Consider the following 25,982-nt stretch of genomic DNA (forward strand, 5'->3'; position numbering starts at 1 on the left):
TCGCTTCCTCTGCCCGACCTCACAATGTTTATCAGCGTTGTGTCGGTCAGTGGTGGCGCATTATAGGGCGTTCTTTGGCGCTGGCAATAATTATTTTGAAAAAAATTGATCGTTTGATTAATTCCACAGCAAAGCTCTGCTTTATACCTACTTACCAACAGATTTATCCACATATGGCTAGTTGGATGAAAATTTATCGAGCATCACGCAAACGTTTTCGTTACAATTCGGTGGTTAAAATCATCAAGCGATTTTATCTGACTACACTGAAATGTTATTGCAGTGCCCATTTTTTATGTCCTGATATAGTGGGTTCTTCCCAATAACATGTTACTGCCTTACAAAATCCAAGGGATCAAATCAATGCAACAGCTTCGTCCAATCCATCGTGCCCTGCTTAGCGTTTCCGATAAATCAGGGGTTGTTGAATTTGCAAAAGCCTTATCTCAACGCGGTGTCGAATTGCTTTCTACTGGTGGCACAGCTCGTTTACTCTCTGAGTCAGATCTAAAGGTTACTGAAGTTTCAGACTACACCGGTTTTCCTGAAATGATGGATGGCCGAGTTAAGACGCTGCATCCTAAAGTACATGGTGGAATCCTTGGCCGCCGCGGACAAGATGATGAAATCATGGCACAACACCAAATCTCACCGATCGATATGGTGGTTGTGAATCTATATCCATTCGCTCAGACCGTAGCTAAATCAGATTGTACTTTGGCAGATGCCGTTGAAAACATTGATATTGGTGGTCCAACTATGGTTCGCTCTGCGGCTAAGAACCATAAAGATGTAGCGATTGTGGTAAATAGTAAGGATTATGAAAAAATCATTGAAGAGATGGATAACAATCAGGGGTCATTAACACAATCAACTCGCTTCGATTTAGCCATTAAGGCTTTTGAACACACCGCTGCTTATGACAGCATGATTGCTAACTATTTTGGCAAGCTGGCTCCTCCTCATTATGGCGATACGACTCAACCATCAGGACGTTTCCCTCGTACTCTGAATTTGAATTTCATTAAAAAGCAGGATATGCGTTACGGTGAGAACAGCCATCAGGACGCTGCATTCTATATAGAAGAGAATCTTTCTGAATCATCCATTGCAACTGCAACTCAGTTACAAGGTAAGGCTCTTTCCTATAACAACATTGCTGATACCGATGCAGCGCTGGAATGTGTTAAGGAATTCGTGGAACCTGCATGTGTTATTGTTAAGCACGCTAACCCATGCGGTGTAGCAATTGGTAAAGATATCCACGAAGCTTATGATAGCGCATTCAAAACAGATCCAACCTCCGCTTTCGGCGGTATTATTGCTTTCAACCGCGAACTTGATATTAAAACTGCACAAGCCATTATCGACCACCAATTCGTCGAGGTAATTATTGCCCCCTCAGTAAATAAAGATGTACTACCGGTGCTAGCTACCAAGCAAAATGTCCGCGTTCTGACATGTGGTAAATGGGAAGACCGGGCTGCTGGCCTTGATTTTAAACGAGTTAATGGTGGCCTACTGGTACAAGATCGCGATCTTGGTATGGTTGCAGTAACTAACCTACGTGTGGTTTCCAAACGTCATCCCACCGAACAAGAAATGAAAGATGCTCTGTTCTGCTGGAAGGTCGCTAAATTTGTCAAATCTAATGCCATTGTTTATGCAAAAAATGATATGACCATTGGTATTGGTGCAGGCCAAATGAGCCGTGTCTATTCCGCAAAAATTGCTGGGATTAAAGCAGCCGATGAAGGCTTGAAAGTTCAAGGATGCGCAATGGCATCTGACGCCTTTTTCCCATTTCGTGACGGCATTGATGCCGCTGCGGCTGTCGGCGTGAGTTGCATTATCCAACCCGGCGGTTCAATCCGTGACGACGAAGTGATTACCGCGGCTGATGAACACGGTATTGCTATGATTTTCACCGGCATGCGCCATTTTCGCCACTAATCAATAGCAGGAGTTAATCTGATGAATATTTTAATTGTTGGTAGCGGTGGACGCGAACATGCTCTGGCATGGAAAGCAGCTCAATCTCCTTTAGCTGATAAAGTCTATGTCGCTCCAGGAAATGCAGGAACTGCTCTGGAAAGCAATCTCGAAAATATTGATATACCAGCGACAGATATCAACGGCTTGTTAGTATTTGCACAAAGCCATGATATTGGGCTGACTATCGTTGGCCCTGAAGCGCCATTGGTGATAGGTATTGTCGATGCATTCCAAAAAGCCGGGTTGACTATTTTTGGTCCAACTCAGGCAGCCGCTCAATTAGAAGGCTCAAAAGCATTTACCAAAGATTTTCTGGCACGTCATCAAATCCCAACTGCGGCTTATCAGAATTTTACAGCAATCGAACCAGCTCTTACCTACCTGGATAAAGTCGGCGTTCCTATTGTTATAAAAGCTGACGGACTGGCTGCGGGTAAAGGTGTGATTGTTGCGATGACACTGGAAGAAGCCCAATCCGCCATAAAAGATATGCTAGCCGGAAATGCGTTTGGTGATGCAGGCCATCGTATTGTTATTGAAGAGTTTCTAACAGGTGAAGAAGCTAGCTTTATCGTTATGGTCGACGGTAAGAATGTTATTCCGATGGCAACCAGTCAGGATCATAAACGCATAGGTGATGGTGACACGGGTCCAAATACTGGCGGAATGGGAGCCTATTCTCCCGCTCCTGTCGTCACTGATGAAATCCACCAGCGTATTATGGAAGAGATTATTTATCCTACTGTTAACGGTATGGCTGCTGAGGGTCATATCTATACTGGTTTTCTTTATGCTGGCTTGATGATCAACCAAAATGGCGAACCAAAAGTGATTGAATTTAACTGCCGCTTTGGTGATCCAGAAACGCAACCCATCATGATGCGTATGCGTTCTGATCTTGTTGAACTCTGTCTAGCTGGTGCAAAAGGAGAGCTTGCGGGTAAAACGTCTGATTGGGATGAACGCCCTGCTCTGGGTGTGGTACTCGCTGCCGGAGGGTATCCTGCTGATTATTACAAAGGGGATATTATTCATGGTTTGCCCCAACAAGAAAATGAAAGTAGCAAGGTTTTCCATGCTGGTACAGCAATGAAAGGCAATGATGTTATTACCGCAGGTGGACGCGTTCTGTGTGTTACAGCATTAGGAGAAACCATTATAGATGCACAGAAAAATGCTTACCAACAAGCAGAAAAGATTGAATGGAATAGCTGTTTTTACCGCAAGGATATCGGCTATCGGGCAATTAACCGATTGAAGTAATCATAAAACTGACGAGGGTCAGAGGCTGCCCTTCGTCGGTTCCCAACGACAAAAGTCATTATTGGCTACCAACAGTAATTCGCGGCCAGCAGGCGCTTCCAACCAAGCAATGGTTAATTGGCCGTAACTACTTTTTTCACGCTGTTCAAGCCATGACCTCGCGTAAGGTTCAAACTCAAGGGAAATCGTTTCACCTGCACAGGTAGTGACTTTACCGTTATTCCAGTGCCCTTGCACCAAACGCACATTTCCCACTCTCAACGCATCACTTAATTCAAGCGTCCGTTTAGCATTAAACTGCATACGAACAATATCATCGCTGGAAAGTGGCTCTCGTCGCGTTTTCGACTGCTTTTGCATAAAAATCACATCACCGGATTTATTCAAACGAAGTTGTTCAGATAGTGGATTTTTATCATTCAAAATTTCACGACGAATTTGGCGCAAATCTCCCTGCTTATATTCATAAAAAGTCACGACGGTATTGTCATTACGGTAGGGGCTGTAAACACTCATCAGCACCTGAGGTTTACTGTTCTGATCGTTGAGACGCCACAAGCGGACAACACCATCATCGGCAATGAATCCACTTGCGCTGAAAGAAGGTTCTTTAGGTTGATTGGTACAGGCGCTGAGCGCGAAGACGAATCCTAGTGTCATCAGCCCCTGACGAACCAACAAAAGGGGATAAATAATACCCCTTCTATTTTTTCTTTTTTGCAATGAAATTATTTAACTGCGTCTTTCAGAGCCTTACCAGCAGAGAAAGCAGGTACGTTTGCAGCCGCGATTGTAATTTCTTTACCGGTTTGTGGGTTACGACCAGTACGTTCTGCACGGTGGTTAACTTTGAAAGTACCAAAACCTACCAGTTGTACTGAATCGCCCGCTTTCAGGGATTCGGTGATTGCATTCAAAGTTGATTCCAGAGCAGCTTTTGCCTGAGCTTTAGTCAGGTCTGTGCTTTCTGCGATTGCATCAACTAATTCAGTCTTATTCATAGATTATCCTTACAGTGTGTTTATCGTTTGCAAAGCATCGAGTGCGACGGATATGCCGAATGACAGCACCCCTGCATACACGCACCGATAGCCACTTCTTTTCACCCCCCAAATGTAGAACAGAGTGGGGGCAAAAGTGAAGCCTTTGAACATGGCATTTAAAGCATTAAATCACTTTTTTTCACTTTACTGCGTTAAATTTATACCAATGTTGCTCGTTCCTGATTCCCGGAGGTCAGCTTTCAATCCTTTAATCAACTCAATATCCCGCTCTTCGCAGCTAACCAATAAGCGATAAATTTCCCATTGGATGTCCCACTCTTGTGCAATAGCAGGTAATATTTTTAGTTCTTCATCGGTCATTTCTTTTCCGGCCTGAGTCATTTCAAGCATAGCAACAGTGCGGATTGAAATTTCACTCACTGCAATTGCATGCTCCAATGTTTCACCACTCAGACGGGAGTGAATAATTTCCCCTAATGCAATACATGAATCAATTGCCGGGTACACACCGTAAATATCGTAATCATCCGCTGAGGGAATAACTTGTTCCAACTTTTCCAACTGATTATCAAAATTCACCTTGGCATCTTTTACAACTAATATTTCCCACACCAAATCCAGAATACGGCGGTAAAGAGCAGGTTCTGCAAATGCTGTCTGGCAACAGAACATCTGGTAATTTGGATACATCCGTTCGCATAGACTTGCCATAAAGGTCAGATGCTGCCAGCTTTCAAGTTTTTCCAGCCGTAAATGTATCGGGTTTCGTAACATTAGTTTTTACTCATTATGCACAATTTGCTCCGCAGTTTACCTGAAATTCAAGAATATCCACACGCTTACACCGAATTTAAGGATTTTTCTGTATCATTTGTTCAAAAAACAGCCTATTTGAGGCTATACCATCTGCCCAACGGGTTGTTTCAGGCAAGCGATAACCTTTCATACAACATTCCACCCATAGCAATGCGCTATCAAGGCTGATTCTGTGTCCGGTAGAAATATACAACGGATTACAACGTTTTTTACTTCTCCATACCCAACCAATCTGCTCCTCTTTATCAAGCAAAGGTTGGCAACTGCCGGGCTGTTCCCCCAATGGTTCACTTTCACCACATAAACGACGTTTTGCCACACCAATTGTAGGCACATTAGCTAATAAACCAAAATGGCTAGCAACACCTAAACGACGTGGATGAGCGATGCCATGACCGTCCACCATTACTAGATCAGGTTTGTATTTCAACAACTGCCAAGCAGCCATTAATGCAGGATATTCACGGAAAGAGAGTAAACCGGGAATATAAGGCAGCGTAGTTTCAATTCGAGCTATCTGATATTCCACCAGTTCAAGAGCAGGATAAGAAAGAACCGCTATCGCGGCACGGGTAATTGTTCCCTGCCGTTCGAAGCCCACATCAGCACCCGCAATCAATTTAGGGGGGGAAAAATCATCATAACAGATAACCTGTTGAGCCTTTGCTATTTGTTCCTGACGTAATGCTTTCGTATTAATCATATTTTTACTGATGATATTTAGCTGAAAGTTTATGTACCGCTTCGACAAATACCCCCGCGTGTTCCGGCAGTATATCCTGATGGATACCATGACCAAGGTTAAAGACATGACCAGAACCCGTCCCAAAACCTTGCAAAATTGTCGAAACTTCCTGCTCAATCCGCTCTGGAGAGGCGTATAACATGGATGGGTCCATGTTACCCTGCAAAGCGACTTTATTCCCCACACGACGGCGCGCATCGGCAATATCTGTCGTCCAGTCCAAACCAAGCGCATCACAACCGGTTTCAGCCATTGCTTCCAGCCATTGTCCACCACCTTTAGTAAACAGTGTCACTGGCACACGACGACCTTCATTTTCACGGATCAGGCCATCAACAATTTTGTGCATATAATGCAAGGAAAACTCCCGATAATCTCTCCCGGTCAGTACCCCACCCCAAGTATCAAAAACCATTACAGACTGAGCGCCTGCTTTAATCTGAGCATTGAGATAAAGAATAACGCTGTCTGCTAGCTTATCCAGCAACAGATGCATTACAACAGGTTCGGCATACATCATTTTTTTGATTTTAGTGAATGCCTTACTACTGCCACCTTCCACCATATAAGTCGCCAGTGTCCACGGACTACCGGAAAAGCCAATCAAAGGAACCTGACCCGCCAGCGCTTTACGAATCGCGCGTACTGCATCCATCACATAACCCAACTCCATTTCCGGATCAGGCACCGACAGTTTTTCCACATCAGCACGGCTGGAAACAGGAGATTTAAAACGCGGGCCTTCACCTGCTTCAAAATAGAGCCTCAGTCCCATAGCATCAGGAATAGTGAGAATATCAGAGAAGAGAATTGCCGCATCCAGTGGATAACGCTGCAAAGGTTGTAAAGTGACTTCACAAGCGAGCTCAGTGTTTTTACACAAAGCAATAAAATCACCGGCTTTAGCACGAGTAGCCTGATACTCAGGTAAATAGCGGCCAGCCTGGCGCATCATCCAAACAGGGGTAACATCAACGGATTGGCGTAATAAAGCTCGCAAATAACGATCGTTTTTCAGCGCATTCATGACAGGCTCCATCTATATTTATTGGCCGCAACATAATCTGACTACAATGATTGAACGTCATTGTAACATGATAGGTAAATCTCTCCCGTTGAATTGCGCCAAACTGTACATCACGTATTTCGGCATAGAACAACCGTATCTTCAATCAACCGGCGGGCAATAGTATTATGTGGTGGAATCAATGGCAGTTGATCATAATGATACCAATCTGCACTAATCAGTTCTTGCGGATCATGGCGGATCTCACCACTGTCATAATCAGCCAGAAATGCCATCATCAATGAATGAGGGAAAGGCCACGGTTGAGAAGCCACATAACGTAAGTTGCGAATTTTAATATTACTCTCTTCCATCACTTCGCGGGCTACCGCTTCTTCAAGTGTTTCACCGACTTCAACAAATCCCGCAAGGACTGTATATATGCCTCTACGATGACGCTGATGTTGAGCCAGCAAAATATAATCATCCCGACGAATACCGACGATAATACAAGGTGCAATCTGCGGATAATAACGTTCATGGCAGTGATGACACAAGCAAGCCCATTCACTGACACTATGGTGCATTTCACTACCGCAATAACCACAATATTGATGAGAGCGATAAAACTCTGCCAATTGCACTCCCCGGCCAGCTAATTGAAACAAGCCACGATCACTTGCAACAATTTGCCGTAAAGAAACCATATTTGAAGCCATTTTCTGACGGATAAGCCAAACTTTTTCGCCCTGCCACTCACCAATAGGCAAGGCTATTTTTCCTTGCAATGACCATTGGACAGCAATTCCAAAAGGTAATTCCCCTTCCGGGAGCCAAATACGATTTTCATAGCTGATAATCCACCAGCCACGTTCTGTTCCTGTAATTTGTTGTTGCATCATCATGACATCATAATTACGATTAATATCTGTATAAATCATACGCTTTCTAGTCAGAAAAACATGCTTTTATTGCTATTGGTCACTACACAGCATTACAAGCATTATTCTCAGTTATCAATGTGCTTTGACTTGAGGAACACAACATCATGCCACAACTGCTTGTAGTGTTTGATCTGGATGACACCTTAATTTCCGGTGATTCCAGCGCTATATGGACAGAATTTTTATGGGAAAAAGGCATCATTACTGATCCAAGTTTTATCGAGGCAGATAAAAAAATGATGGCTGATTACAGCGCGGGTTCACTGGATATGAATGATTACCTGGCATTCAGCCTGCAAACATTGCACCAAATTCCGCAAGAACAGGTTGATATTTGGTTAGCTGAGTTCGTTAAAGAAAAAATCAGACCCCGATTTTATCCACAAGCCAAAACCTTAATTACAGAGTATCAACAACAACAAATTCCAATCATTATTATCTCAGCTACTGTCTCTTTTATTGTAAAAAAGATTGCTATCGAATTAGGTATTCACACTGCGCTGGGCATTGATATGGTGGTGGAAAATGGCTGTTATACCGGCCAAATAGACGGTATTGCGACTTTTCGTGAAGGTAAAGTAAAACGGATAAAACAGTGGCTGGAACAGCAAAATAGTTATCCTGAGATTATTCGTTTTTACAGTGATTCAATTAATGATCTGCCAATGTGTCAATTTGCCGACGAAGTCATTACGGTCAATGCCGATGCCCATTTAAAAGCCGAAGCACAACAACATGGCTGGCAACAATTAACCTGGTCACTGTAAATACTTTCAATCAGTAAGGGTTGTAGTTTTCACAATCCCTTCTATACTACTGCTTACTTTCTTGTCGGAGTGCCTAGCGTAAGCTGTTTTATCGCAGCATACACAGGCTGAGACCGTTAATTCGGGATCCGCGGAACCTGATCGGGTTAATACCTGCGAAGGGAACAAGAGTAATCAACCGCTGTCAGCCCACCCAATTTTTCACGGGTCTGTCCAGCCATCAACTATTACTCCTGCGAGCTCCAGACAAGCAACTTTCCCAATAACACAGTTAGGAATTTGCTATGTCTCACAACACTATTATCCCTGCAACTGATATTTCACCCAAACTCCCGCCTGCGCGCCCACGTAAAGCACAACGCGATGCTGCTCAAGAATTTATTAATTCTATTCAAGGGGTGACATTCCCAAATTCACGACGAATTTATCTTCAAGGTTCCCGTGATGATATCCAAGTCCCAATGCGTGAAATCCAGTTATCATCAACTTTAATTGGCGGCACCAAAGAAGAACCTCAGTATGAGGAAAACGAAGCTATCCAGGTTTATGATACTTCCGGCGCTTATGGCGATCCTGATTCCAAACTGGATGTACATGTTGGGTTAACCAAACTACGTCAACCGTGGATCGCCGAACGCCAAGATACTGAACCTGTTACTACCCTCAGCTCTGATTTTACGCAGCAGCGCCTAACGGATGCCGGTCTCGATCATTTACGCTTCAACCATCGCCCCCATCCATTAAAAGCCCGTAAAGGCAAATGCGTTACTCAACTGCATTACGCCCGTAAAGGCATCATCACACCAGAAATGGAATTTATCGCACTACGGGAAAATATGGGACGTGAACGTATCCGCGGTGATGTATTACGCCAACAACATACTGGACAAAGTTTTGGCGCTCAGTTGCCGGAAAATATCACACCAGAATTTGTCCGCCAGGAAGTCGCGGCTGGTCGGGCAATTATTCCTGCCAATATTAATCACCCTGAATCAGAACCGATGATTATTGGTCGTAATTTTCTGGTGAAGGTTAACGCTAATATCGGTAACTCTTCAGTCACCTCTTCTATTGAGGAAGAAGTAGAAAAGTTAATCTGGTCCACTCGTTGGGGTGCAGATACGGTAATGGATCTCTCCACTGGCCGTTATATCCACGAAACCCGCGAATGGATCTTACGTAACAGCCCGGTTCCTATCGGTACAGTCCCTATTTATCAGGCGCTGGAGAAAGTCAATGGCGTAGCGGAAAATCTCACTTGGGAAATATTCCGTGATACCTTGCTGGAACAAGCGGAACAAGGGGTAGATTACTTCACCATTCATGCCGGTGTATTACTGCGCTATGTACCGATGACAGCCAAACGCCTCACCGGAATTGTGTCCCGCGGTGGTTCAATTATGGCGAAATGGTGTCTGTCTCATCATCAAGAAAACTTCCTTTACCAACATTTCCGTGAAATTTGTGAAATCTGCGCCGCTTATGATGTTTCCCTATCACTGGGAGACGGTTTACGCCCCGGTTCTATTCAAGATGCTAACGATGAAGCGCAGTTTGCAGAACTACACACATTAGGCAAACTGACCAAAATTGCCTGGGAATATGATGTTCAGATGATGATAGAAGGTCCCGGACATATTCCTATGCAGATGATCCACCGCAATATGACGGAAGAATTGGAACATTGTCACGAAGCCCCTTTCTATACCCTTGGCCCACTAACAACAGATATTGCACCCGGTTATGACCATTTCACTTCCGGTATCGGCGCTGCCATGATTGGCTGGTTTGGCTGCGCCATGCTCTGTTATGTGACGCCGAAGGAGCATCTCGGCTTGCCAAACAAAGATGATGTTAAGCAAGGGCTAATTACCTACAAAATTGCTGCTCATGCCGCCGATCTCGCCAAAGGTCATCCGGGCGCACAAATCCGCGATAACGCCATGTCCAAAGCACGTTTTGAATTTCGTTGGGAAGATCAATTTAATCTCGCGCTCGATCCCGATACTGCTCGCGCCTATCACGATGAAACTCTGCCACAAGCCTCCGGCAAAATTGCGCATTTCTGTTCTATGTGCGGGCCTAAATTCTGTTCTATGAAGATTTCTCAGGAAGTACGCGATTACGCCGCCGGTATGGAACAAATGTCTGAAACATTCCGCGCCCACGGTGGCGAGTTGTATCACAGCGTAGAGGATGTCTCTCATGAACAATCTGCCTAACGCGCCATTTGCCCCAACGGAATATAAATTGGGCCTGTATCCCGTCGTGGATTCGCTAGAGTGGATTTCCCGCTTGTTAAAAGCAGGCGTCACCACAATTCAGTTGAGAATTAAAGATCGACCAGAAGATCAAGTGGAGGAAGACATTCAACAAGCCATTATGCTCAGCCGCCAATATAACGCTCGTCTGTTTATCAACGACTACTGGCGACTGGCAATAAAGCATGGCGCTTATGGTGTTCATCTGGGGCAGGAAGATTTAGTTATCGCTGATCTGAACGCCATCCAAAAAGCGGGATTACGGTTAGGAATCTCTACCCACGATGAACAAGAGCTGGCACGAGCTAAATCTCTTCGTCCGTCTTATATCGCTCTCGGCCATATTTTCCCAACCACGACCAAAACGATGCCATCTTCCCCACAAGGACTGGCAGCACTAAAACGGCAAGTAGAAAACACACCAGACTATCCCACTGTCGCCATCGGCGGAATTTCTCTTGAACGCGTACCGGATGTCATTGCAACGGAAGTCGGCAGTGTGGCGCTGGTTAGTGCAATTACCAAAGCAAAGGATTGGCGACAGGCCACCGCACAACTGCTTCATCTGATTGAAGGCGTTGCGTTAAAGGGATAGAGAGGTTCTTATGCTGAATGATCAAGAATTTATGCGTTACAGCCGACAACTGTTACTCGAAGATATTGGCCCGGAAGGGCAGGAAAAACTGAAATCCAGCCGAGTATTGATTGTCGGACTGGGAGGACTAGGCGCTCCTGCATCTCTCTATTTAGCCGGGGCAGGTGTGGGAACAATTTATCTCGCTGATGATGACCAATTGCACATCTCCAATTTACAACGGCAAATACTTTACCGCACCGAAGAGATCCCTGCCGCAAAAGCTGAACTTGCAGCCAATCAACTCAATGCATTGAATCCGCTGATAAAAACAATGGTCCTTAATCAACGTCAAAACCGGGAATCTCTGGCAACAATCGTGAAGCAGGTCGATCTGGTTCTCGATTGCAGCGACAACATAACAACCCGCCACGCGATCAATGCCGCTTGTGTGGCAATGCGAAAACCATTAATTAGCGGCAGTGCTGTCGGTTTTAGCGGTCAACTTATGGTATTTGAACCCCCTTATCTTCATGGCTGTTATAGCTGTCTCTACCCTGAACAGGAAGAACCACTACGAAATTGCCGGACTGCGGGTGTCTTAGGTCCGGTAGTCGGTATCATCGGCACATTACAGGCATTGGAAGCCATCAAAATGTTAACCGGGCTTCCCTCTCCGTTAAGCGGCAAACTCCGACTGTTTGATGGTAAACAACAAAGCTGGAGCACTCTACAACTTAGCCAGTCGCAGCAATGCCCGATTTGCGGAGATATGGCATGAAAATTACGGTAAACGACCAGCCGATGGAGCTTATGGCTCCTCTGGCTATACAACAATTGCTAGAACAACTTGAACGAACACAACCGGGAATGGCACTGGCTATTAATCAAATCATTATTCCGCGTTCAGAGTGGAATACGCATCAAATTAATGATGGAGACAATATCCTTCTGTTTCAGGCTATTGCTGGAGGTTGATATGCTAAAAATTGCTGATACGACTTTTAATTCCCGCCTATTTACCGGTACAGGCAAATTCGCCAATGCCAATTTAATGACTCAGGCTATAGCGGCTTCCGGCAGCCAGCTTGTCACGATGGCAATGAAACGCATTGATTTGCAAAGCGGTAATGACGCTATTTTGGCACCATTGCAAAAACTTGGCGTCAAATTGCTGCCAAATACTTCTGGAGCTAAAACCGCAGAAGAGGCCCTGTTTGCCGCCCGTTTGGCCCGTGAAGCACTGGCGACCAACTGGATCAAACTAGAGATTCATCCTGATGTGAAATACTTGTTACCTGACCCGATTGAAACACTCAAAGGCGCTGAAATGTTGGTCAAAGATGGGTTTGTCGTTCTGCCATATTGCAGTGCTGATCCCGTTTTGTGTAAGCGTCTGGAAGAAGTGGGTTGCGCGGCAGTCATGCCTTTAGGCGCACCGATCGGCTCTAATCAAGGGCTGCTCACCCGAGATTTCCTGCAAATTATTATCGAGCAAGCACAAGTGCCGGTGGTCATTGATGCCGGCATCGGTGCGCCAAGCCATGCATTGGAAGCAATTGAACTGGGTGCGGATGCGGTATTAGTCAACACTGCCATTGCCGTTGCACGTAATCCAGTAAAAATGGCTCAAGCCTTCAAAATAGCGATTGAAGCGGGTGAATTATCCTATCAAGCTGGCCTGGCAAGTCCGAAACAACATGCTGTCGCATCCAGTCCACTGACCGATTTTCTAGGGGCATTTTGATGATTCATCATCTTATGAGCGGTAGTTTTAGTTACCGCTGGCAGCAGTTGGACTGGGATGACATTACCCTTCGCATTAATAGCAAAACCGCGCAGGATGTTGAACGGGCATTAAGCAGTAACAAATTAAATCTGGACGATTTCATGGCCTTGCTCTCTCCGGCAGCGAAATCCTATATCGAACCACTGGCACAACGGGCACAAAAACTGACTCGTCAACGCTTCGGTAACACCGTTGGTTTTTATGTACCGCTTTATCTCTCCAATTTGTGTGCCAATGATTGCACCTATTGCGGGTTCTCAATGAGTAACCGCATCAAACGCAAAACACTCAATAAAGATGAAATTATTGCCGAATGTCAGGCGATTAAAGCGCTGGGCTTCGACAATCTGTTATTAGTCACCGGAGAACATCAGGGCAAGGTCGGTATGGATTATTTCCGCCGCTATCTGCCACTTATCCGCGAATATTTCAGCTCAATAATGATGGAAGTTCAGCCTATGACACAGGAAGAGTATTCTGAACTGAAAACCCTGGGGTTAGATGGTGTGATGGTTTATCAGGAGACCTACCATGAACCAACTTACCTGCTACATCATCTACGGGGTAAGAAACGGGATTTTCACTGGCGATTAGAAACACCCGATCGCCTTGGTCATGCTAAAATCGATAAAATCGGTTTAGGAGCGCTAATTGGCCTTTCTAGTCATTGGCGAACAGACTGCTATATGGTGGCGGAGCATTTATTCTTTCTGCAACGTACATATTGGCAAAGCCGTTACTCTATTTCATTCCCACGTTTGCGACCTTGTGCTGGAGGCATTGAGCCCGCATCGCTGATGAGTGAAGCAGAACTGGTACAACTGATTTGTGCTTTTCGTCTATTTGCGCCAGATGTTGAGCTTTCTATTTCTACTCGTGAATCTCCATTCTTCCGCGATCACGTCATACCATTGGCAATCAACAATGTCAGTGCCGGTTCGAAAACCCAACCCGGTGGTTACGCAGATAGTAGCCACGAAGAATTGGAACAATTTATGCCACATGATAACCGTTCTGTTTATCAGGTCGCAGACGTATTAATTAAAGCCGGGTTACAACCTGTCTGGAAAGATTGGGATAGCTATTTAGGTCGATAATTTAATTTTCTTTCTTGTTAAATAATTTGATTTTAAGTAAAAGCTTTTAACAGACAATAACGACAAAAAATAGGATTTAATATAACAAACTGTCTGGTTCCAATACCAGACAGTAATAAAGACAAATACGATTAATAAGAAAACAATTGTCATTTTAAATATCTATTTTGAATTTAAAATAAAAATTCATCTATATAGATATAACCAACATTATAAAATCTATTTTCATCACAAATATTTTATTTCCGCATAATCATTTTATTCATAGTTAAAATTTAACTTTTAATATACAAATATATCACTTATCGACATACAAATTCTCTACATAAAACAAAAAATCCCATATCCTAATAATCATTAACTAAACAGTTTATTTTTCATAAATAACTTGATTTCCTGTTTTAAAAATAAAATTCCAATTTATACCAATAAATAATGAGAATAATAATCCATGTATACTGAATATATTGAAAATTACCCTCATTTGTTTTATTTTTATACCAATTTACTCAAATTACAACTCACCACCAACAAAAAATACAATTGAGTATTATCCTATTATTGATAAAGTGCCCTCCCGAAAAAAAAGCGCTGAAATAAATTAAATTCATTTCTATCTATTTAAAAAGGACTAATATATGAACGTACAAGAGATCCTGAATAACGAAGATTATTCTGATATCAAGAAAAACTCTCATAAAGAACTGATTAACGGCTCATTCGAAGAAGGATATAACGGCTGGAGAATCCCGGCCCCTGAATCAGTAGAAATCTTATCTGAAAATGGCGTTCACTTTATCAGAGTCCAAAGCGTTACTGGTTCTGGCGTCATTGATCAAATTATCGAAGGATTAGAACCTAACACTAAATATAAATTAACAGCTACAGCGCGCGTATCAGCAGAATGGGCCTCATCAGCTTATTTTGGTTTACAGAGTCGCACCGATGGCCCCAACTCTTTTGCTGTAAACAGCACCGATTTTACAACGGGTTCGGTAGAATTAAATACAGATCAAGAGGGACTTTTACGCGTTTATTTATTGAAAGACCAAGTTGGCCATCGCCCAGATGGAGAAACCGCTGACTTTACCGGTTTTGTTTTAGAAAAAGCTTAAATATTTAACTTCGAAGTAGTTTGACATTAAAACACACCCGGAACAGGAAGCTCCGGGTGTTTTAATATTGGTTGAGAAAATAAAATCATAAATTAATATTTTAATTGAAATATAGTTCAATTATTTTAAAATAAATTCCCATCGAAATAATTTAGCCATCTCATTTATTTTTACATTAATTATCACAAAATTAATATTCAATCAAAAAACATGATTGAATATTTTTTCATTATTGATAAAGTGTTTACAGGGAAAAATCATTAAGCAAAATTAAATTTAATTGCCATTCATTTAAAAGGACTCATATATGGATATGAAAAAAATGCTAAATAGCGCAGATTATTCTGATACAAAAAACGCTAATAAAGAACTAGTTAATAGTTCATTTAATGAAGGATATCATGGCTGGAGAATCCCACACCCTGAAACTATAGAAATCTTATCCGAGAATGGCACTAATTTTCTTAGCATCCAAACCTATTCCGGCTCTGGCGTCATTGATCAAATTATAACAGGGTTGGAACCTAACGTTAAATATAGACTGACAGGTACAGCACGCTTATCGACTCAACTAACACCACAAAGGGCCTTGCCCGCTTATTTTGGTTTACAAAATCGCACATTTGGCCCTGAATCCTTTGCTGTAAATAGCTTCAACTTTACGACCGGTTCAGTTGAATTAAACACAGATGAAGAAGGGCTTTTACGTATTTACATGCTGAAAGACCAATTTATAGAACTTCCAGAAGAGGCAACTGCTGACTTCACGGGTTTTATTCTAGAAAGAGTTTAAACATCGGGCCTTGATACATAACACCCGAAGCACATTGCTCCGGGTGTTTTAAATAGAGATAATTCTCCGAAAACCATTCTGGCTAACTTAAATCATGCAATGGTTTTTTTATTGGCGGCGTCAATTGGAAATCAGAAAACCGCACCTGTAATCCATGCCGTTCTGGAGAACAGCACATTGCACCAACAAAGACAGGTTGTTTATCTTCAAAAAAAGGAGACAACCTCAACAATGGCCACCGTAAACCATCAGTGGAATATTGCAGTCTTAAATATCCCTCTTCACGAGTCAAACGTAACCAGAATTTACTAGAATCACCAGGAAATACGCCCATAGACCAATCAGAATGATCACGTGTTAGCACACTACCAATCGAGGCATGACCATCAGAATATTCAATTCCGCCTTTCAGCCAATGTTTCTCATCGACTAATAGCATGACTCCTGCCTGATCGTATAAATGTTCAAAACAGCCTTCAATACAGAGTTGAAAGGTGAAATCATCCTCAACATAACGCCCAAAAACATGACCATTATGACGTTCAAAGCCATACCATGTTCGTTGCCAAAAGTCAGTTTTATGATCTGTAGTGACATTAAGCCAGTCGCTTCCACATTGCCAATCAGATGGTTCATTAAGCCAATGATATTGTGATAAACCCATAGGAACTCCCTCTATTATCTTCCGCTCGAATCAATCAATTTATATCCTGCAAATAAGGAAATAGAGAGTAAAGCAATACAAGCAAAAGCGCCGTGTAATGTCACAATATGCGCTAATCCACCTATGATTGCAGGTCCCAACAAAATCCCTGAATATCCCATGGTAGAAACCGCAGCAACAGCCAGTGAATCAGGCATAATTTTCTGTTGACCAGAAGCAGTAAAAAGCATTGGCGCTATATTGGATAATCCTGCGCCTATCATCAGGAAAGAGAACCCTAACATCATTGCAGTTGATGCTGAGTAAATAAGGATAAATCCAGAAGTAGCCAATAAAGCACTGCTGATAAAAACCCGTCGGTGTCCATAAAAGGCAATGATTTTATCACCCATAAAACGACCCGATGTCATAGCAATAGCAAACAGGGTATAACCGATACCAGCCTGATGACTACTGATATTATGTACGCTGGTTAATAATATACCGCTCCAGTCCAGCATTGCGCCTTCCATGATATAGGCAACAAAACAGAGAAAGCCCAATAAAATCACGATCCCATGAGGCACAGCAAAGAATGGCGTATTACCAGCTTCAGCTTCGTTCAATAACCCACTCCATACCGGCAATAGCAGTAAAATAATCAGTAATACCGCCATTACCATCACCTGGAGAGGTGATATGCCCAGAGACAATAATGCGCTCACCGATCCTGCACCGGCGATCCCGCCCAAACTAAATAACGCGTGAAAGCCAGACATAATTGGCCGCTGAGCCATTTTCTCGACCATAACGGCGTGGATATTGACCACAACATCCATTGCCCCAATACCTGCACCAAAGACAAATAAAACGCAAGCTAATGTCAACGGTGTCGGTAATACACTTAACCCTGGCAACATCACTAACACGATCAAAGCACATAAAGTGAAAATTTTCCGGCAACCGAAGCGTGCAGCTAACATGCCGGCTATTGGCATCATGATGAAAGAACCAATGCCGAATGCCAACATTAGAAGCCCCATAGCGCCATTATCAAGTTGTAGCCGTTCTTTAGCTAAAGGAATGAGAGGAGCCCAACTTGCAAGACTAAAGCCAGCAATAAAAAAAGCGGCGCGCGTCGCCATAATGGGTTGTTTTACCAAAGAGATAATATTTTGATCAGACAACTCATGTTCCTTCTATATCAATAAAAAGCCCTCCGCTATGACTAACGGAGAGCATTAAGTTACACAAAATTAATTTTAGAAAATTGCGGAATATCGGTCAGCGTCCCGATAATACGAGTTGCCTGTTGATATTGTTCCGCAATCGATAAAGCATGAGGCCAGGCATACACATAGGGAATACCTGCCTGCGTTGCTGCTGTAATTCCCAAATCGGTATCTTCAATCACTAATGTCTGATGAACATCCATAGACTTCAATTTCAACATAGCAAGATAGGGATCAGGATAAGGTTTCGTCCTCGCAACATCGTCACCAGAGATTAAAGCAGGGTTTTCACTCAACTCCAGCAATCCAATATTCGCCAAACACACTTCCCGCGGCGCAGTAGAAACAAAGCCAAAAGGGATACGGTGCTGTTGTAAGGTCGCTATCAACCGGGCAATCCCTGGACGAAGGTAACTTTTAGACAGCTTATCTTTGTAAACCGAGACGATTTGCGCAGTGATCCCTTTCTGTTGCAGAGCTGGAACCCCGATGTAATCTAATGTTCCCTCCAAACTCAGGCCAATAAGTTGCTGTGGTTGTACATGCTGTGTGTAGTCAGGAGCCAAATCACAAAGAACATCAAAGTGCAGTTGTTCACTGTCAACAATGACCCCATCGATATCAAAAATCACATTAAATCTATCCATGTGAAACATTCCATTATTTTAGATCGGAAATACGGATAAGCACTTTACAGTTCGGAGTAAAGAGTGGTTTTTGGCTTTTGCGAGCAATATCACAACCAACAGTGAGAAAAGCCTGCAAGTAATCATTAAAATCAAAAACCTGGCTGACCAGACGACCGGCTGGAATAACGCCATCACGGATCATGGTATAAGCACGCTCAAAACTGTTATTCAGAGAATCGATGGAACCAATCACGGAAAGGCTCTTATCAGCAATTTTCAAGATATCAAGATTGGCATGCTTATCTTTAAGCGCGACATTCAACAATTTTCCGCCAGGCGCCAAATGGTCAAAAATGTATTCGGTTAATTGCCCGGTCGTATCCACACAGAGATCGATAGGCGCTGATTTATCGCCATATTGTTGCGTTAATGCCTCATCAAAATCAGTATATAGCTCACATTCTGGCGGCAGATTTTCTTTGGCAAATTGAACACGACTTTCGTTTTTCTCGACCATGAAAGCCTTAACGCCTCTGGCATGCAAAGCCCAAATATAGAGCATCCCCATTGGGCCTGCGCCAGCTACCGCCGCACGAATATTAGTATGGGTGATGCCCAGTTTATCGACCCCGGTCAGCGTGCAACTGAGTGGCTCAGTCAGTGATGCCTCTTCCATACTGACATGATCATCCAGTTTTATCAGTGAACTCTCTTTAGCCAGATATTGCTCAGCAAATGCCCCGTCATAGGAAACTCCCGCTTCGGTTCCCAATTTTTTCTCGCAATGATTTGGATTTCCTGTCTGGCACATCCGACAATGCCCACAAGAATAAGTTGGGTTGATGACAACACGGTCACCTACATTAAAGCGAGTGACACTCTTTCCTACTTGAGCAACAACACCCGTTGTTTCATGGCCCAGAGTAGTTCCCGGAATAGCAACAGGATAAGAACCGGTGATAATCCCAACATCCGTACCACAAACGCCACACACCGCAATATCAACGACAACATCATCAGGCTCCACACAGCGTAACGGTTCAACATCCTGGATTTGAACATCCCACACCCGATTAAATTTAAGTGCTTTCATTACGCTACCTCCTTGTTATCCAGCATATTTAACGTCATATCAGCAAAAGTCAGATCAAGCTTATACAGAATTTCGTTTAAATGTTCCTGAGTACAAATTAACGGTGGACGAACTTTAAGTGCACGACCTTTACCATAACGAGAACCCCGGATGATCAAGTGATGAGAATTCGCTATTGCAATCGCTTGTGCCGCAAACTCTGGTGATGGCGTATCAAAGCCAAACATATAACCGACGCCTCTAACACCAGTAATTTCTGGGTATTTATGCTGTAATGCTAATAAGCCATCACGTAAATAAGCTTCATTATGCTGCACATTCTCCAGAACCTGTTCGTCTTCGATAATATCGATAATTTCATTAAGCGCCGTTAATGAAAGAGGGTTAGCGCCTGATGTACTGGAATGTTCGAATGACTCTAATACATCTAATGAACTCCGCATCAGCACACCACCGGTAGGAATACCTATGCCACCAGCGCCCTTAGCGAAAACAATAATATCGGGTTCTAATTCTTTAGCGTAACCGGTTGAGGCGAAAAATGTCCCGGTACGACCAAATCCGGTCTGTACTTCATCTGCGATAATAATAATGTCATGTTTATGGCAGATATCTCTGATCTTACGGTAAAAATCGACAGGGAAAACGTTATTTCCGCCATTTCCTTGAATAGGTTCAATGATAAGACAGGCAATATTGTCATTTGAACCTAATTGAATAAATTGTTCTAAGTCAAAATATTGATTGGGTTCTGTATTCGATTCAAGTTCTGACATGACACTAGCAGGGGTTGGAATTTTTAAAGAACCATCAATGCTGACATGGAAGTCTTTAATTCTAAAAGCATTACCTGAAATTTGCGCTGTGGCTAAAGACTGACCATGATGAGCCAGAAAGAAAGAGATAACTCCTGAACGTCCTGTTGCTTTTTGCGCGATACGAATTGCACATTCAACCGCCCCAGAACCGGAAACATCACGTAACCATATTCTATCAATGCCCTCAGGGGTATGTTTAACTAATTTACCCAAAATATATTGTGATATTTCATGGGTATAAGCTGAACTTAAATGTGTACATCTGTCGATCTGCTGTTTTAATTTTTCTGTTATTCTGCGATTAGTGTACCCAAGTGGAAGGTTAAATGTCCCCGAAGCTGCATCGATATACTTTTTACCATCAATTTCCAAATAAGGACCGTTTCCAACAAAGCGAGAAAGCATATCTTCAAACCGTTTTTCATTTTCCATCATTCTAATTACCTTAATTAACTATTCATAACCAAAACAAATAAAACCAGCCTTTAATATATAAGGCAATATTTACTAAAAATTAGTTTATATCAACAAAAAGTCTGCAAAAAACCAAAATACATTTAAAAAATTAAAGTATTTTGTATAAAATATATTATTATTTTGAATGATTGGTTAATGGCATGCAGAACTGCTGATTTATAGGATTAATGATAATAAATTCTGTTCAAATCCTACAAAAACTGTACCAAAATTTTCCATCTCACGGCTTTTCCGCAGATGATAAGAGCACTTACCTAATGCGTAGCTATTTTCTGACAGATGATGAAATGTGATAAAAGATTCTCGATCATTTCTGATTTGTCAGAAACAATGTGCGTTTTTCATACTAAGAATAGCCAAACTTCCGACTGACATTAAAATGACGAGTGAAAAATAAGCTGATGCTACAGCGCGATGTCATTTTTTTGTATTTAAGATTTGAATATTTAAAATACCCACACAAGCTGGTTGGTTTACACCGGTGAATAGCTCGTATAAAGTTCAGACTTTAAAAAAAGTAAAGGGTTCAGTCTGTGCGTGATCCTTGAACATCCCTATCGCTAGCTTGAAATGACTCGCTAGTAGGATCTCTGGTGTATCCAAGCTCTTTGGTAACGCTAAAGAATGAATTCCACTGAGCCTATTCACCAATAAAACCACCACCATTATTGAAATATTAAAAGAACACACATGCAAAATTATATTCTTCTACTACTTAGCTTGGCACTTTTTGGACCTTTGGGTATCGATGTATTCTTGCCTACGGTTCCTGCCATTGCCGAGGATTTTAAAGTTAACAATGAAGTTATTCAGTCAACGATTTCTTTGTTTTTATTAATTATGGGGCTAGGTCAGTTAATCGCTGGGCCACTGGTAGATAAATTCGGCCGTCGGCCAGTAGCCCTAACGGGTATCACCTTATATATCATCGGTTCGGTGATCGCAGCGCTTTCTACTTTTCCCGAAATTTTTATTGCAGCGCGAATTATTCAAGGATGTGCTGTCTGCTGTACCAGTGTCGTCTGCATTAGTGGTGTGCGTGATCGCCTAAACGGTGATGAGGCGGCCAAAGCCTATGGATTTATTAACGGTACGCTAAATATTGTTCCTGCTCTCGCGCCATTACTTGGCGGTATTCTGGCCGAAATGTTCAACTGGAGAGCGCCATTCTGGTTTTTGACTTGCTACTCGGTTATTGCACTACTTATCATTGCCAACTGGCTACCAGAGACGCGCCCCGCTAACACTAAACCAGTTCGCGGGTTACCACTAAAGCAATATTTTCAAATTCTTAGCAATGCCCAGTTTATACATTTTGCCCTAGTTAACGCTGGCATTATGGGAATAGTGGTTACCTATGTGTCATTTGCGCCAACCGTGCTAATGACTGAGGGCCATATTTCACCGCTAGCATTTTCATTGATTTTTGGTGGCAACGGACTCTGGACGATGATCGCTTTCCTAACCGCCAATAAAATTATCCATCGACTTGGCCGCCCTTGCTGCCTGCTGTTAGGGACAATTCTAATGGCACTGGCTAGCCTATCTCTGTTTTCTGGCATGCATCTGCCAACTGTCGCCAGCCAGCACTGGCTAAGCTATATGTTGCCGGTTTCTTTCGCCTGCACAGGTATGGCATTTGTTATGGGACCGGCGACCAGTTATGCACTAGAGCCTTATTCTGACGAAGCCGGTGTCGCTTCTGCACTGATAGGATTCGTCCAGATGGCTGTCGGCTCCACCCTCTCGCTCATTGCTATGGCGCTGCCATTTTCGCTCAAACAGTCACTCGTGTTAGTCATGCTACTCGGTACCACCCTAATCCTGTCGGCACACATACTCAGCCGTAACCTGAAAGGACGGGTAGTTTCGCTAGAATCCTAAAATATCAATCACACACCTAACCCCATCATCTGCATCAGTTGTTGTGCTTGCTGAATCGCCTCCTGGCGATTCGCAATCCCTAGCTTCTGATACAGATTCCGTATATGTGTCTTAATAGTTGTCGTCGCTACATCCAATTCTGCGGCAATTTGATCATTACTGTAGCCTGAGTAAATTAATCCCAACACCTGCCACTCACGCTGTGTAAGCGGACTATTGCGAATAAGCTCAGGAACATCAGGATGTGTTAGCAACTGTGTGACAAAACTTTCATCAAAATGAGCGAATTTATGGCGATGCTGACGGTTGATATCCCGCAAAATGCGCTGCGCCCGATGTAACTCTAGTTCAGACAAGGTATTGAGCTGAATAAGCTGACGTAATTGTTGGGCCATCAACTCACCTTCAATGACAAAATGGCTAATAAATCCAGTACGGTTAGCCAGAGCCAATGCCTCAATGAGTGCATTCTGCGCTTCGCTTTTGCGTCCGATATGCCAGTAAAGCAAGTTATACAACAGTAAATTACGATTCAGATCGCTGATTAACTGCAATTCTCTCGCATGTTGATTCAGTGTATCCAAAATGGACTCAGCCTCATCATACAAACCAAGCAGAATCTGAGCACGAGCAATATTGCGCCACTGCCCCTGATTAAAATGATTACTGACACTTTCTGGTCGCTCAGTCTGTGCCAACCACCGAATAGCGGCATTTTTGTCGTCCATATTCTGCCAAATGATGACTCGCAGTTTGTCAGTATTCGTACGCCAATCTCGATGATACTGCCCATTATTTAGCAGGTTTTCACAACGCGCCAGATAACGGCGGGCATTATCAATATCTCCTCTGGTCAAAGAGCATTTAGCCAACTGGGTTAGACACTGCAACTGCTGTTGAGGTTGGAAGTTAGACAACACTTCCAGCCCACGACGCGCTACATCTTCGGCTTCATCAAGACGAGACCAACACCACAAAAGCTGTGAACGAATACGCAACAAAAATTCATGCATTGGCAACTGCTCCAAATGCTGTTCACGGATCAATTCAAATGCCTTGTTCTGCGTTTCATAAGCCGTCTGCAAATATCCCTGAGCTAATAAAATCTCACTTTGCTGCAACAGCGCCCACAACGCATAGTGATGAACATGGAAACGACGCGCAAGCTGCTCGGTTTGTTGCATCCGCGCTAATGCATCAGCCAACTCACCTCTACAATGTAATACTTCACCTTCCACAGAAGTTGCAACAATACGACTGTATTCATTCTGAGGAAGCAGTGCGGCCAAAGCCTGTTTCGCCAACTTATCGGCCATCTCCGGCTTGCCGCTGTTCATAGCCACCTGAGCCCGTAGCGCATCGAATTCAGCTAGCAGATCCGGCTCTATAGCAATTTGTTTCTGTTGCAGTGCCTGTTCCGCTTGGTTTAACAGTGTATTGACTTCTGAATAACGATGTTGGCTTTGGGCTAGCCAAGCCTGGAGCAGCACCAGACGCGGACTCTCCAATAGCTGCTCATAAGGCAGCGCATTCATACACTCTTCCAACAGAGATAACTCACTGTGGTTAAACAGCGACCAAGCATGCTGCAACAAAATATCGCGTAGCATGGCAGTATCACCCGCCGCCAAGGCATGATGAATCGCCTCGCCCGGATACCCCTGCGCCAACCAACCTTCTGCGGCCGCCCGATGCAACTCCGGCAATTGCAACGCCATTTCCCATTGACAGCGTTGACGTAGAAATGAAGCAAAAAGCGGATGAAAGCGAAACCATTCGCCAGAGTCATCCATACGCTGGATAAACAGCCCCTGACGTTCAGTTTCTTCAAGACGCTGCTGACCATTCTCTTCACCGGTTAGACGAACAATCAAACCGTCATTCATGGAACGTAAGATAGAACTGCGCAACAAAAATTCACGCGTTGAACTATCCACCTGATTGAGTACCTCATCCACCAGATAATCGGAAAGATGGCCGGCGTTAATGCCCGACAAGCGTTTAGCCGACAGTTCAGCGGCATCACACGACTGCCGCGCTGAAAGCGCGATAAGCTGAAGCGCCGTTGCCCAACCCGCGACTTCATTGCATAAGCGCTTACAATCGTCGGCGTCAAGGGATGTGGTTAACCGCTTATCAAAAAATTGCTGCGTTTCTTGATAATCAAAAGCCAGTTGCTGACTGTCAATTTCCAGCAATTGCTCACGCACACGCAGATTAGCTACCCCAAGAGAAGGCAAATTACGCGATAAGATGGTTAACGTCAGATTCTCAGGCTGGTGACGCAGGAAAAACCGCATAGCCTCATGAATAATATTATTTACAATCAGATGGTAATCATCAATCACCAGGAAAATGGGCCGCCGCCACTCACTAAGTTCAATAAATAATTGAGCGAAAAGCGCGGGTAAATTGGCATATTGATGTTTTTGGGCCAACACTTCACTTTTAACACAGTGTCCCTGCGTAGCCTGTTGCAACGCCGCGATAAGATAGCTGGCAAAACGTTCCGGCTGATTATCGCTCTCATCCAAAGAATACCATCCCAAATTATCCTGCCCGGCAGCCCACTGAGAGACCAGTGTGGTTTTACCGTAACCAGCGGGGCTAGTTATTAGCACAAGACGATAGTTAGACGACTCATTCATTCTGATTAACAAACGCTTACGCAAGACCGTATTATTCAGACGAACGGGACGACTCAGTTTTGATGGGATAAGCATTAATTTCCGTAATTTCCGTGCCCAATAAGAAGTAATAAGTGAAACCTGCGCCGGAACCATGAGTGATATTAGTTATACCCGTCATCTTTCAAGTTGCCTCTTTGTTGGCTGCACTCGCTCACCCCGGTCACATAGTTTGCTATGCTCCCAGGGATTCACTCCCTTGCCGTCGCGATGCATCTTGAAATCCATAGGGTATAGATGATTTATTTCACGGTCCGTAATGACGCCATTAATCGGCCCAACCAAATTTAGTGAAATAGATTGCTTTTGCAAATATGTTTACGACCCCTATAGTATTAAGTTGCGCACCC

Annotated in this window: 26 protein-coding genes and 1 riboswitch; of the genes, 13 read left to right on the forward strand and 13 right to left on the reverse strand. The window is 43.4% G+C overall.

Translation table 11 applies throughout. From position 1 onward, the window contains the following. From LG003_RS19125 to purD, 3 genes are all read left to right on the forward strand, one after another. Window positions 1-326, forward strand: a 326-nt coding sequence (locus tag LG003_RS19125) for a hypothetical protein (protein WP_262981396.1), incomplete at its 5' end; no start/stop codon positions are given. 37 nt (window positions 327-363) lie between these two features. Continuing rightward, entirely contained in the window at window positions 364-1,953 is a 1,590-nt protein-coding gene (gene purH, locus LG003_RS19130) for a bifunctional phosphoribosylaminoimidazolecarboxamide formyltransferase/IMP cyclohydrolase (protein ID WP_262981397.1), read from the forward strand. A 21-nt stretch (window positions 1,954-1,974) separates the two neighbouring features. Next, window positions 1,975-3,258 (forward strand): phosphoribosylamine--glycine ligase, encoded by a 1,284-nt coding sequence (gene purD / locus LG003_RS19135; protein WP_262981398.1) that lies wholly within the window; start codon window positions 1,975-1,977, stop codon window positions 3,256-3,258. A gap of 18 nt (window positions 3,259-3,276) precedes the next feature. Here purD and LG003_RS19140 read toward each other — a convergent pair whose 3' ends face one another. From LG003_RS19140 to nudC, 6 genes are all read right to left on the reverse strand, one after another. Beyond that, window positions 3,277-3,918 carry a DUF1481 domain-containing protein gene (locus LG003_RS19140; RefSeq protein WP_262981399.1) on the reverse strand — a complete coding sequence of 214 codons (642 nt, stop codon included), beginning with the start codon at window positions 3,916-3,918 and terminating at the stop codon, window positions 3,277-3,279. A gap of 68 nt (window positions 3,919-3,986) precedes the next feature. Beyond that, window positions 3,987-4,259 carry a nucleoid-associated protein HU-alpha gene (hupA, locus tag LG003_RS19145; protein WP_012776594.1) on the reverse strand — a complete coding sequence of 91 codons (273 nt, stop codon included), beginning with the start codon at window positions 4,257-4,259 and terminating at the stop codon, window positions 3,987-3,989. Window positions 4,260-4,445: 186 nt separating this feature from the next. Continuing rightward, the gene (locus LG003_RS19150) at window positions 4,446-5,036 is read right to left on the reverse strand and encodes a YjaG family protein (RefSeq protein WP_112879207.1); all 591 of its coding nucleotides are present in this window, start codon (window positions 5,034-5,036) and stop codon (window positions 4,446-4,448) included. A 76-nt stretch (window positions 5,037-5,112) separates the two neighbouring features. Continuing rightward, window positions 5,113-5,781: a deoxyribonuclease V gene (gene nfi, locus LG003_RS19155; protein WP_112879208.1), complete on the reverse strand. Its 669-nt coding sequence runs from the start codon at window positions 5,779-5,781 to the stop codon at window positions 5,113-5,115. 4 nt (window positions 5,782-5,785) lie between these two features. Continuing rightward, the gene (gene hemE, locus LG003_RS19160) at window positions 5,786-6,850 is read right to left on the reverse strand and encodes a uroporphyrinogen decarboxylase (RefSeq protein WP_262981400.1); all 1,065 of its coding nucleotides are present in this window, start codon (window positions 6,848-6,850) and stop codon (window positions 5,786-5,788) included. A gap of 110 nt (window positions 6,851-6,960) precedes the next feature. Continuing rightward, entirely contained in the window at window positions 6,961-7,728 is a 768-nt protein-coding gene (nudC, locus tag LG003_RS19165) for an NAD(+) diphosphatase (RefSeq protein ID WP_262981409.1), read from the reverse strand. A 149-nt stretch (window positions 7,729-7,877) separates the two neighbouring features. On the opposite strand from nudC, the gene LG003_RS19170 reads away from it, so the two are divergent. From LG003_RS19170 to LG003_RS19210, 9 genes are all read left to right on the forward strand, one after another. After that, window positions 7,878-8,540 carry an HAD family hydrolase gene (locus LG003_RS19170; protein WP_262981401.1) on the forward strand — a complete coding sequence of 221 codons (663 nt, stop codon included), beginning with the start codon at window positions 7,878-7,880 and terminating at the stop codon, window positions 8,538-8,540. A 55-nt stretch (window positions 8,541-8,595) separates the two neighbouring features. Then, window positions 8,596-8,721, forward strand: a riboswitch (TPP riboswitch). 103 nt (window positions 8,722-8,824) lie between these two features. Then, on the forward strand, window positions 8,825-10,762 hold the full coding sequence (gene thiC, locus LG003_RS19175; protein ID WP_262981402.1) for a phosphomethylpyrimidine synthase ThiC: 1,938 nt from the start codon (window positions 8,825-8,827) through the stop codon (window positions 10,760-10,762). Beyond that, on the forward strand, window positions 10,746-11,396 hold the full coding sequence (thiE, locus tag LG003_RS19180; protein ID WP_390894152.1) for a thiamine phosphate synthase: 651 nt from the start codon (window positions 10,746-10,748) through the stop codon (window positions 11,394-11,396). The genes thiC and thiE overlap by 17 nt, the downstream gene beginning before the upstream one ends. Window positions 11,397-11,406: 10 nt before the next feature. Then, window positions 11,407-12,156: a HesA/MoeB/ThiF family protein gene (locus LG003_RS19185; RefSeq protein ID WP_112879213.1), complete on the forward strand. Its 750-nt coding sequence runs from the start codon at window positions 11,407-11,409 to the stop codon at window positions 12,154-12,156. Continuing rightward, window positions 12,153-12,353, forward strand: a complete 201-nt coding sequence (thiS, locus tag LG003_RS19190) for a sulfur carrier protein ThiS (RefSeq protein WP_262981404.1) — start codon at window positions 12,153-12,155, stop codon at window positions 12,351-12,353. Before LG003_RS19185 ends, thiS begins: the two co-directional genes overlap by 4 nt. Before the next feature lies 1 nt (window position 12,354). Beyond that, on the forward strand, window positions 12,355-13,122 hold the full coding sequence (locus tag LG003_RS19195) for a thiazole synthase (RefSeq protein ID WP_113044041.1): 768 nt from the start codon (window positions 12,355-12,357) through the stop codon (window positions 13,120-13,122). A 14-nt stretch (window positions 13,123-13,136) separates the two neighbouring features. Then, on the forward strand, window positions 13,137-14,261 hold the full coding sequence (thiH, locus tag LG003_RS19200; RefSeq protein WP_262981410.1) for a 2-iminoacetate synthase ThiH: 1,125 nt from the start codon (window positions 13,137-13,139) through the stop codon (window positions 14,259-14,261). 638 nt (window positions 14,262-14,899) lie between these two features. Then, window positions 14,900-15,376, forward strand: a complete 477-nt coding sequence (locus tag LG003_RS19205; RefSeq protein ID WP_112879216.1) for a carbohydrate binding domain-containing protein — start codon at window positions 14,900-14,902, stop codon at window positions 15,374-15,376. A gap of 307 nt (window positions 15,377-15,683) precedes the next feature. Further along, entirely contained in the window at window positions 15,684-16,169 is a 486-nt protein-coding gene (locus LG003_RS19210) for a hypothetical protein (protein WP_262981405.1), read from the forward strand. A gap of 82 nt (window positions 16,170-16,251) precedes the next feature. On the opposite strand, the gene LG003_RS19215 is transcribed toward LG003_RS19210, so the two are convergent. Genes LG003_RS19215 through LG003_RS19235 form a run of 5 tightly spaced genes read right to left on the reverse strand, consistent with a single transcriptional unit; the run spans window position 16,252 to window position 21,016 of the window. Continuing rightward, window positions 16,252-16,833, reverse strand: a complete 582-nt coding sequence (locus LG003_RS19215) for a DUF1349 domain-containing protein (protein WP_112879218.1) — start codon at window positions 16,831-16,833, stop codon at window positions 16,252-16,254. Window positions 16,834-16,847: 14 nt separating this feature from the next. Then, complete coding sequence (locus LG003_RS19220; protein WP_112879219.1) at window positions 16,848-17,999, reverse strand: MFS transporter; 1,152 nt, start codon at window positions 17,997-17,999, stop codon at window positions 16,848-16,850. 59 nt (window positions 18,000-18,058) lie between these two features. Next, window positions 18,059-18,691, reverse strand: a complete 633-nt coding sequence (locus LG003_RS19225; RefSeq protein ID WP_112879220.1) for an HAD family hydrolase — start codon at window positions 18,689-18,691, stop codon at window positions 18,059-18,061. 13 nt (window positions 18,692-18,704) lie between these two features. After that, window positions 18,705-19,766: a zinc-dependent alcohol dehydrogenase gene (locus LG003_RS19230; protein ID WP_262981406.1), complete on the reverse strand. Its 1,062-nt coding sequence runs from the start codon at window positions 19,764-19,766 to the stop codon at window positions 18,705-18,707. Continuing rightward, the gene (locus LG003_RS19235) at window positions 19,766-21,016 is read right to left on the reverse strand and encodes a class-III pyridoxal-phosphate-dependent aminotransferase (protein ID WP_370446079.1); all 1,251 of its coding nucleotides are present in this window, start codon (window positions 21,014-21,016) and stop codon (window positions 19,766-19,768) included. The genes LG003_RS19230 and LG003_RS19235 overlap by 1 nt, the downstream gene beginning before the upstream one ends. A 735-nt stretch (window positions 21,017-21,751) precedes the next feature. Between LG003_RS19235 and LG003_RS19240 the strand changes: the two genes are divergently transcribed. Further along, window positions 21,752-22,945, forward strand: coding sequence for a multidrug effflux MFS transporter (locus LG003_RS19240; RefSeq protein WP_112879223.1), 1,194 nt, complete (start codon window positions 21,752-21,754; stop codon window positions 22,943-22,945). Window positions 22,946-22,953: 8 nt separating this feature from the next. Here the strand turns inward: LG003_RS19240 and malT are convergent, their stop codons facing one another. Further along, window positions 22,954-25,668, reverse strand: a complete 2,715-nt coding sequence (gene malT / locus LG003_RS19245) for an HTH-type transcriptional regulator MalT (RefSeq protein ID WP_112879230.1) — start codon at window positions 25,666-25,668, stop codon at window positions 22,954-22,956. Then, window positions 25,625-25,753: a hypothetical protein gene (locus LG003_RS19250; RefSeq protein ID WP_255566992.1), complete on the reverse strand. Its 129-nt coding sequence runs from the start codon at window positions 25,751-25,753 to the stop codon at window positions 25,625-25,627. Before LG003_RS19250 ends, malT begins: the two co-directional genes overlap by 44 nt. Window positions 25,754-25,982 lie beyond the last annotated feature (229 nt).

Source organism: Photorhabdus kleinii (assembly GCF_025384885.1).
Classification (GTDB): Bacteria; Pseudomonadota; Gammaproteobacteria; order Enterobacterales; family Enterobacteriaceae; genus Photorhabdus; species Photorhabdus kayaii.

What these genes read in the sequence shown, in the direction of transcription:
- purH (WP_262981397.1), top strand. Translation starts at nt 364, where the DNA reads ATGCAACAGCTTCGTCCAATCCATCGTGCCCTGCTTAGCGTTTCCGAT.
- purD (WP_262981398.1), top strand. Translation starts at nt 1,975, where the DNA reads ATGAATATTTTAATTGTTGGTAGCGGTGGACGCGAACATGCTCTGGCA.
- LG003_RS19140 (WP_262981399.1), bottom strand. Translation starts at nt 3,918, where the DNA reads ATGACACTAGGATTCGTCTTCGCGCTCAGCGCCTGTACCAATCAACCT.
- hupA (WP_012776594.1), bottom strand. Translation starts at nt 4,259, where the DNA reads ATGAATAAGACTGAATTAGTTGATGCAATCGCAGAAAGCACAGACCTG.
- LG003_RS19150 (WP_112879207.1), bottom strand. Translation starts at nt 5,036, where the DNA reads ATGTTACGAAACCCGATACATTTACGGCTGGAAAAACTTGAAAGCTGG.
- nfi (WP_112879208.1), bottom strand. Translation starts at nt 5,781, where the DNA reads ATGATTAATACGAAAGCATTACGTCAGGAACAAATAGCAAAGGCTCAA.
- hemE (WP_262981400.1), bottom strand. Translation starts at nt 6,850, where the DNA reads ATGAATGCGCTGAAAAACGATCGTTATTTGCGAGCTTTATTACGCCAA.
- nudC (WP_262981409.1), bottom strand. Translation starts at nt 7,728, where the DNA reads ATGCAACAACAAATTACAGGAACAGAACGTGGCTGGTGGATTATCAGC.
- LG003_RS19170 (WP_262981401.1), top strand. Translation starts at nt 7,878, where the DNA reads ATGCCACAACTGCTTGTAGTGTTTGATCTGGATGACACCTTAATTTCC.
- thiC (WP_262981402.1), top strand. Translation starts at nt 8,825, where the DNA reads ATGTCTCACAACACTATTATCCCTGCAACTGATATTTCACCCAAACTC.
- thiE (WP_390894152.1), top strand. Translation starts at nt 10,746, where the DNA reads ATGAACAATCTGCCTAACGCGCCATTTGCCCCAACGGAATATAAATTG.
- LG003_RS19185 (WP_112879213.1), top strand. Translation starts at nt 11,407, where the DNA reads ATGCTGAATGATCAAGAATTTATGCGTTACAGCCGACAACTGTTACTC.
- thiS (WP_262981404.1), top strand. Translation starts at nt 12,153, where the DNA reads ATGAAAATTACGGTAAACGACCAGCCGATGGAGCTTATGGCTCCTCTG.
- LG003_RS19195 (WP_113044041.1), top strand. Translation starts at nt 12,355, where the DNA reads ATGCTAAAAATTGCTGATACGACTTTTAATTCCCGCCTATTTACCGGT.
- thiH (WP_262981410.1), top strand. Translation starts at nt 13,137, where the DNA reads ATGAGCGGTAGTTTTAGTTACCGCTGGCAGCAGTTGGACTGGGATGAC.
- LG003_RS19205 (WP_112879216.1), top strand. Translation starts at nt 14,900, where the DNA reads ATGAACGTACAAGAGATCCTGAATAACGAAGATTATTCTGATATCAAG.
- LG003_RS19210 (WP_262981405.1), top strand. Translation starts at nt 15,684, where the DNA reads ATGGATATGAAAAAAATGCTAAATAGCGCAGATTATTCTGATACAAAA.
- LG003_RS19215 (WP_112879218.1), bottom strand. Translation starts at nt 16,833, where the DNA reads ATGGGTTTATCACAATATCATTGGCTTAATGAACCATCTGATTGGCAA.
- LG003_RS19225 (WP_112879220.1), bottom strand. Translation starts at nt 18,691, where the DNA reads ATGGATAGATTTAATGTGATTTTTGATATCGATGGGGTCATTGTTGAC.
- LG003_RS19230 (WP_262981406.1), bottom strand. Translation starts at nt 19,766, where the DNA reads ATGAAAGCACTTAAATTTAATCGGGTGTGGGATGTTCAAATCCAGGAT.
- LG003_RS19235 (WP_370446079.1), bottom strand. Translation starts at nt 21,016, where the DNA reads ATGGAAAATGAAAAACGGTTTGAAGATATGCTTTCTCGCTTTGTTGGA.
- LG003_RS19240 (WP_112879223.1), top strand. Translation starts at nt 21,752, where the DNA reads ATGCAAAATTATATTCTTCTACTACTTAGCTTGGCACTTTTTGGACCT.
- malT (WP_112879230.1), bottom strand. Translation starts at nt 25,668, where the DNA reads ATGCTTATCCCATCAAAACTGAGTCGTCCCGTTCGTCTGAATAATACG.
- LG003_RS19250 (WP_255566992.1), bottom strand. Translation starts at nt 25,753, where the DNA reads ATGACGGGTATAACTAATATCACTCATGGTTCCGGCGCAGGTTTCACT.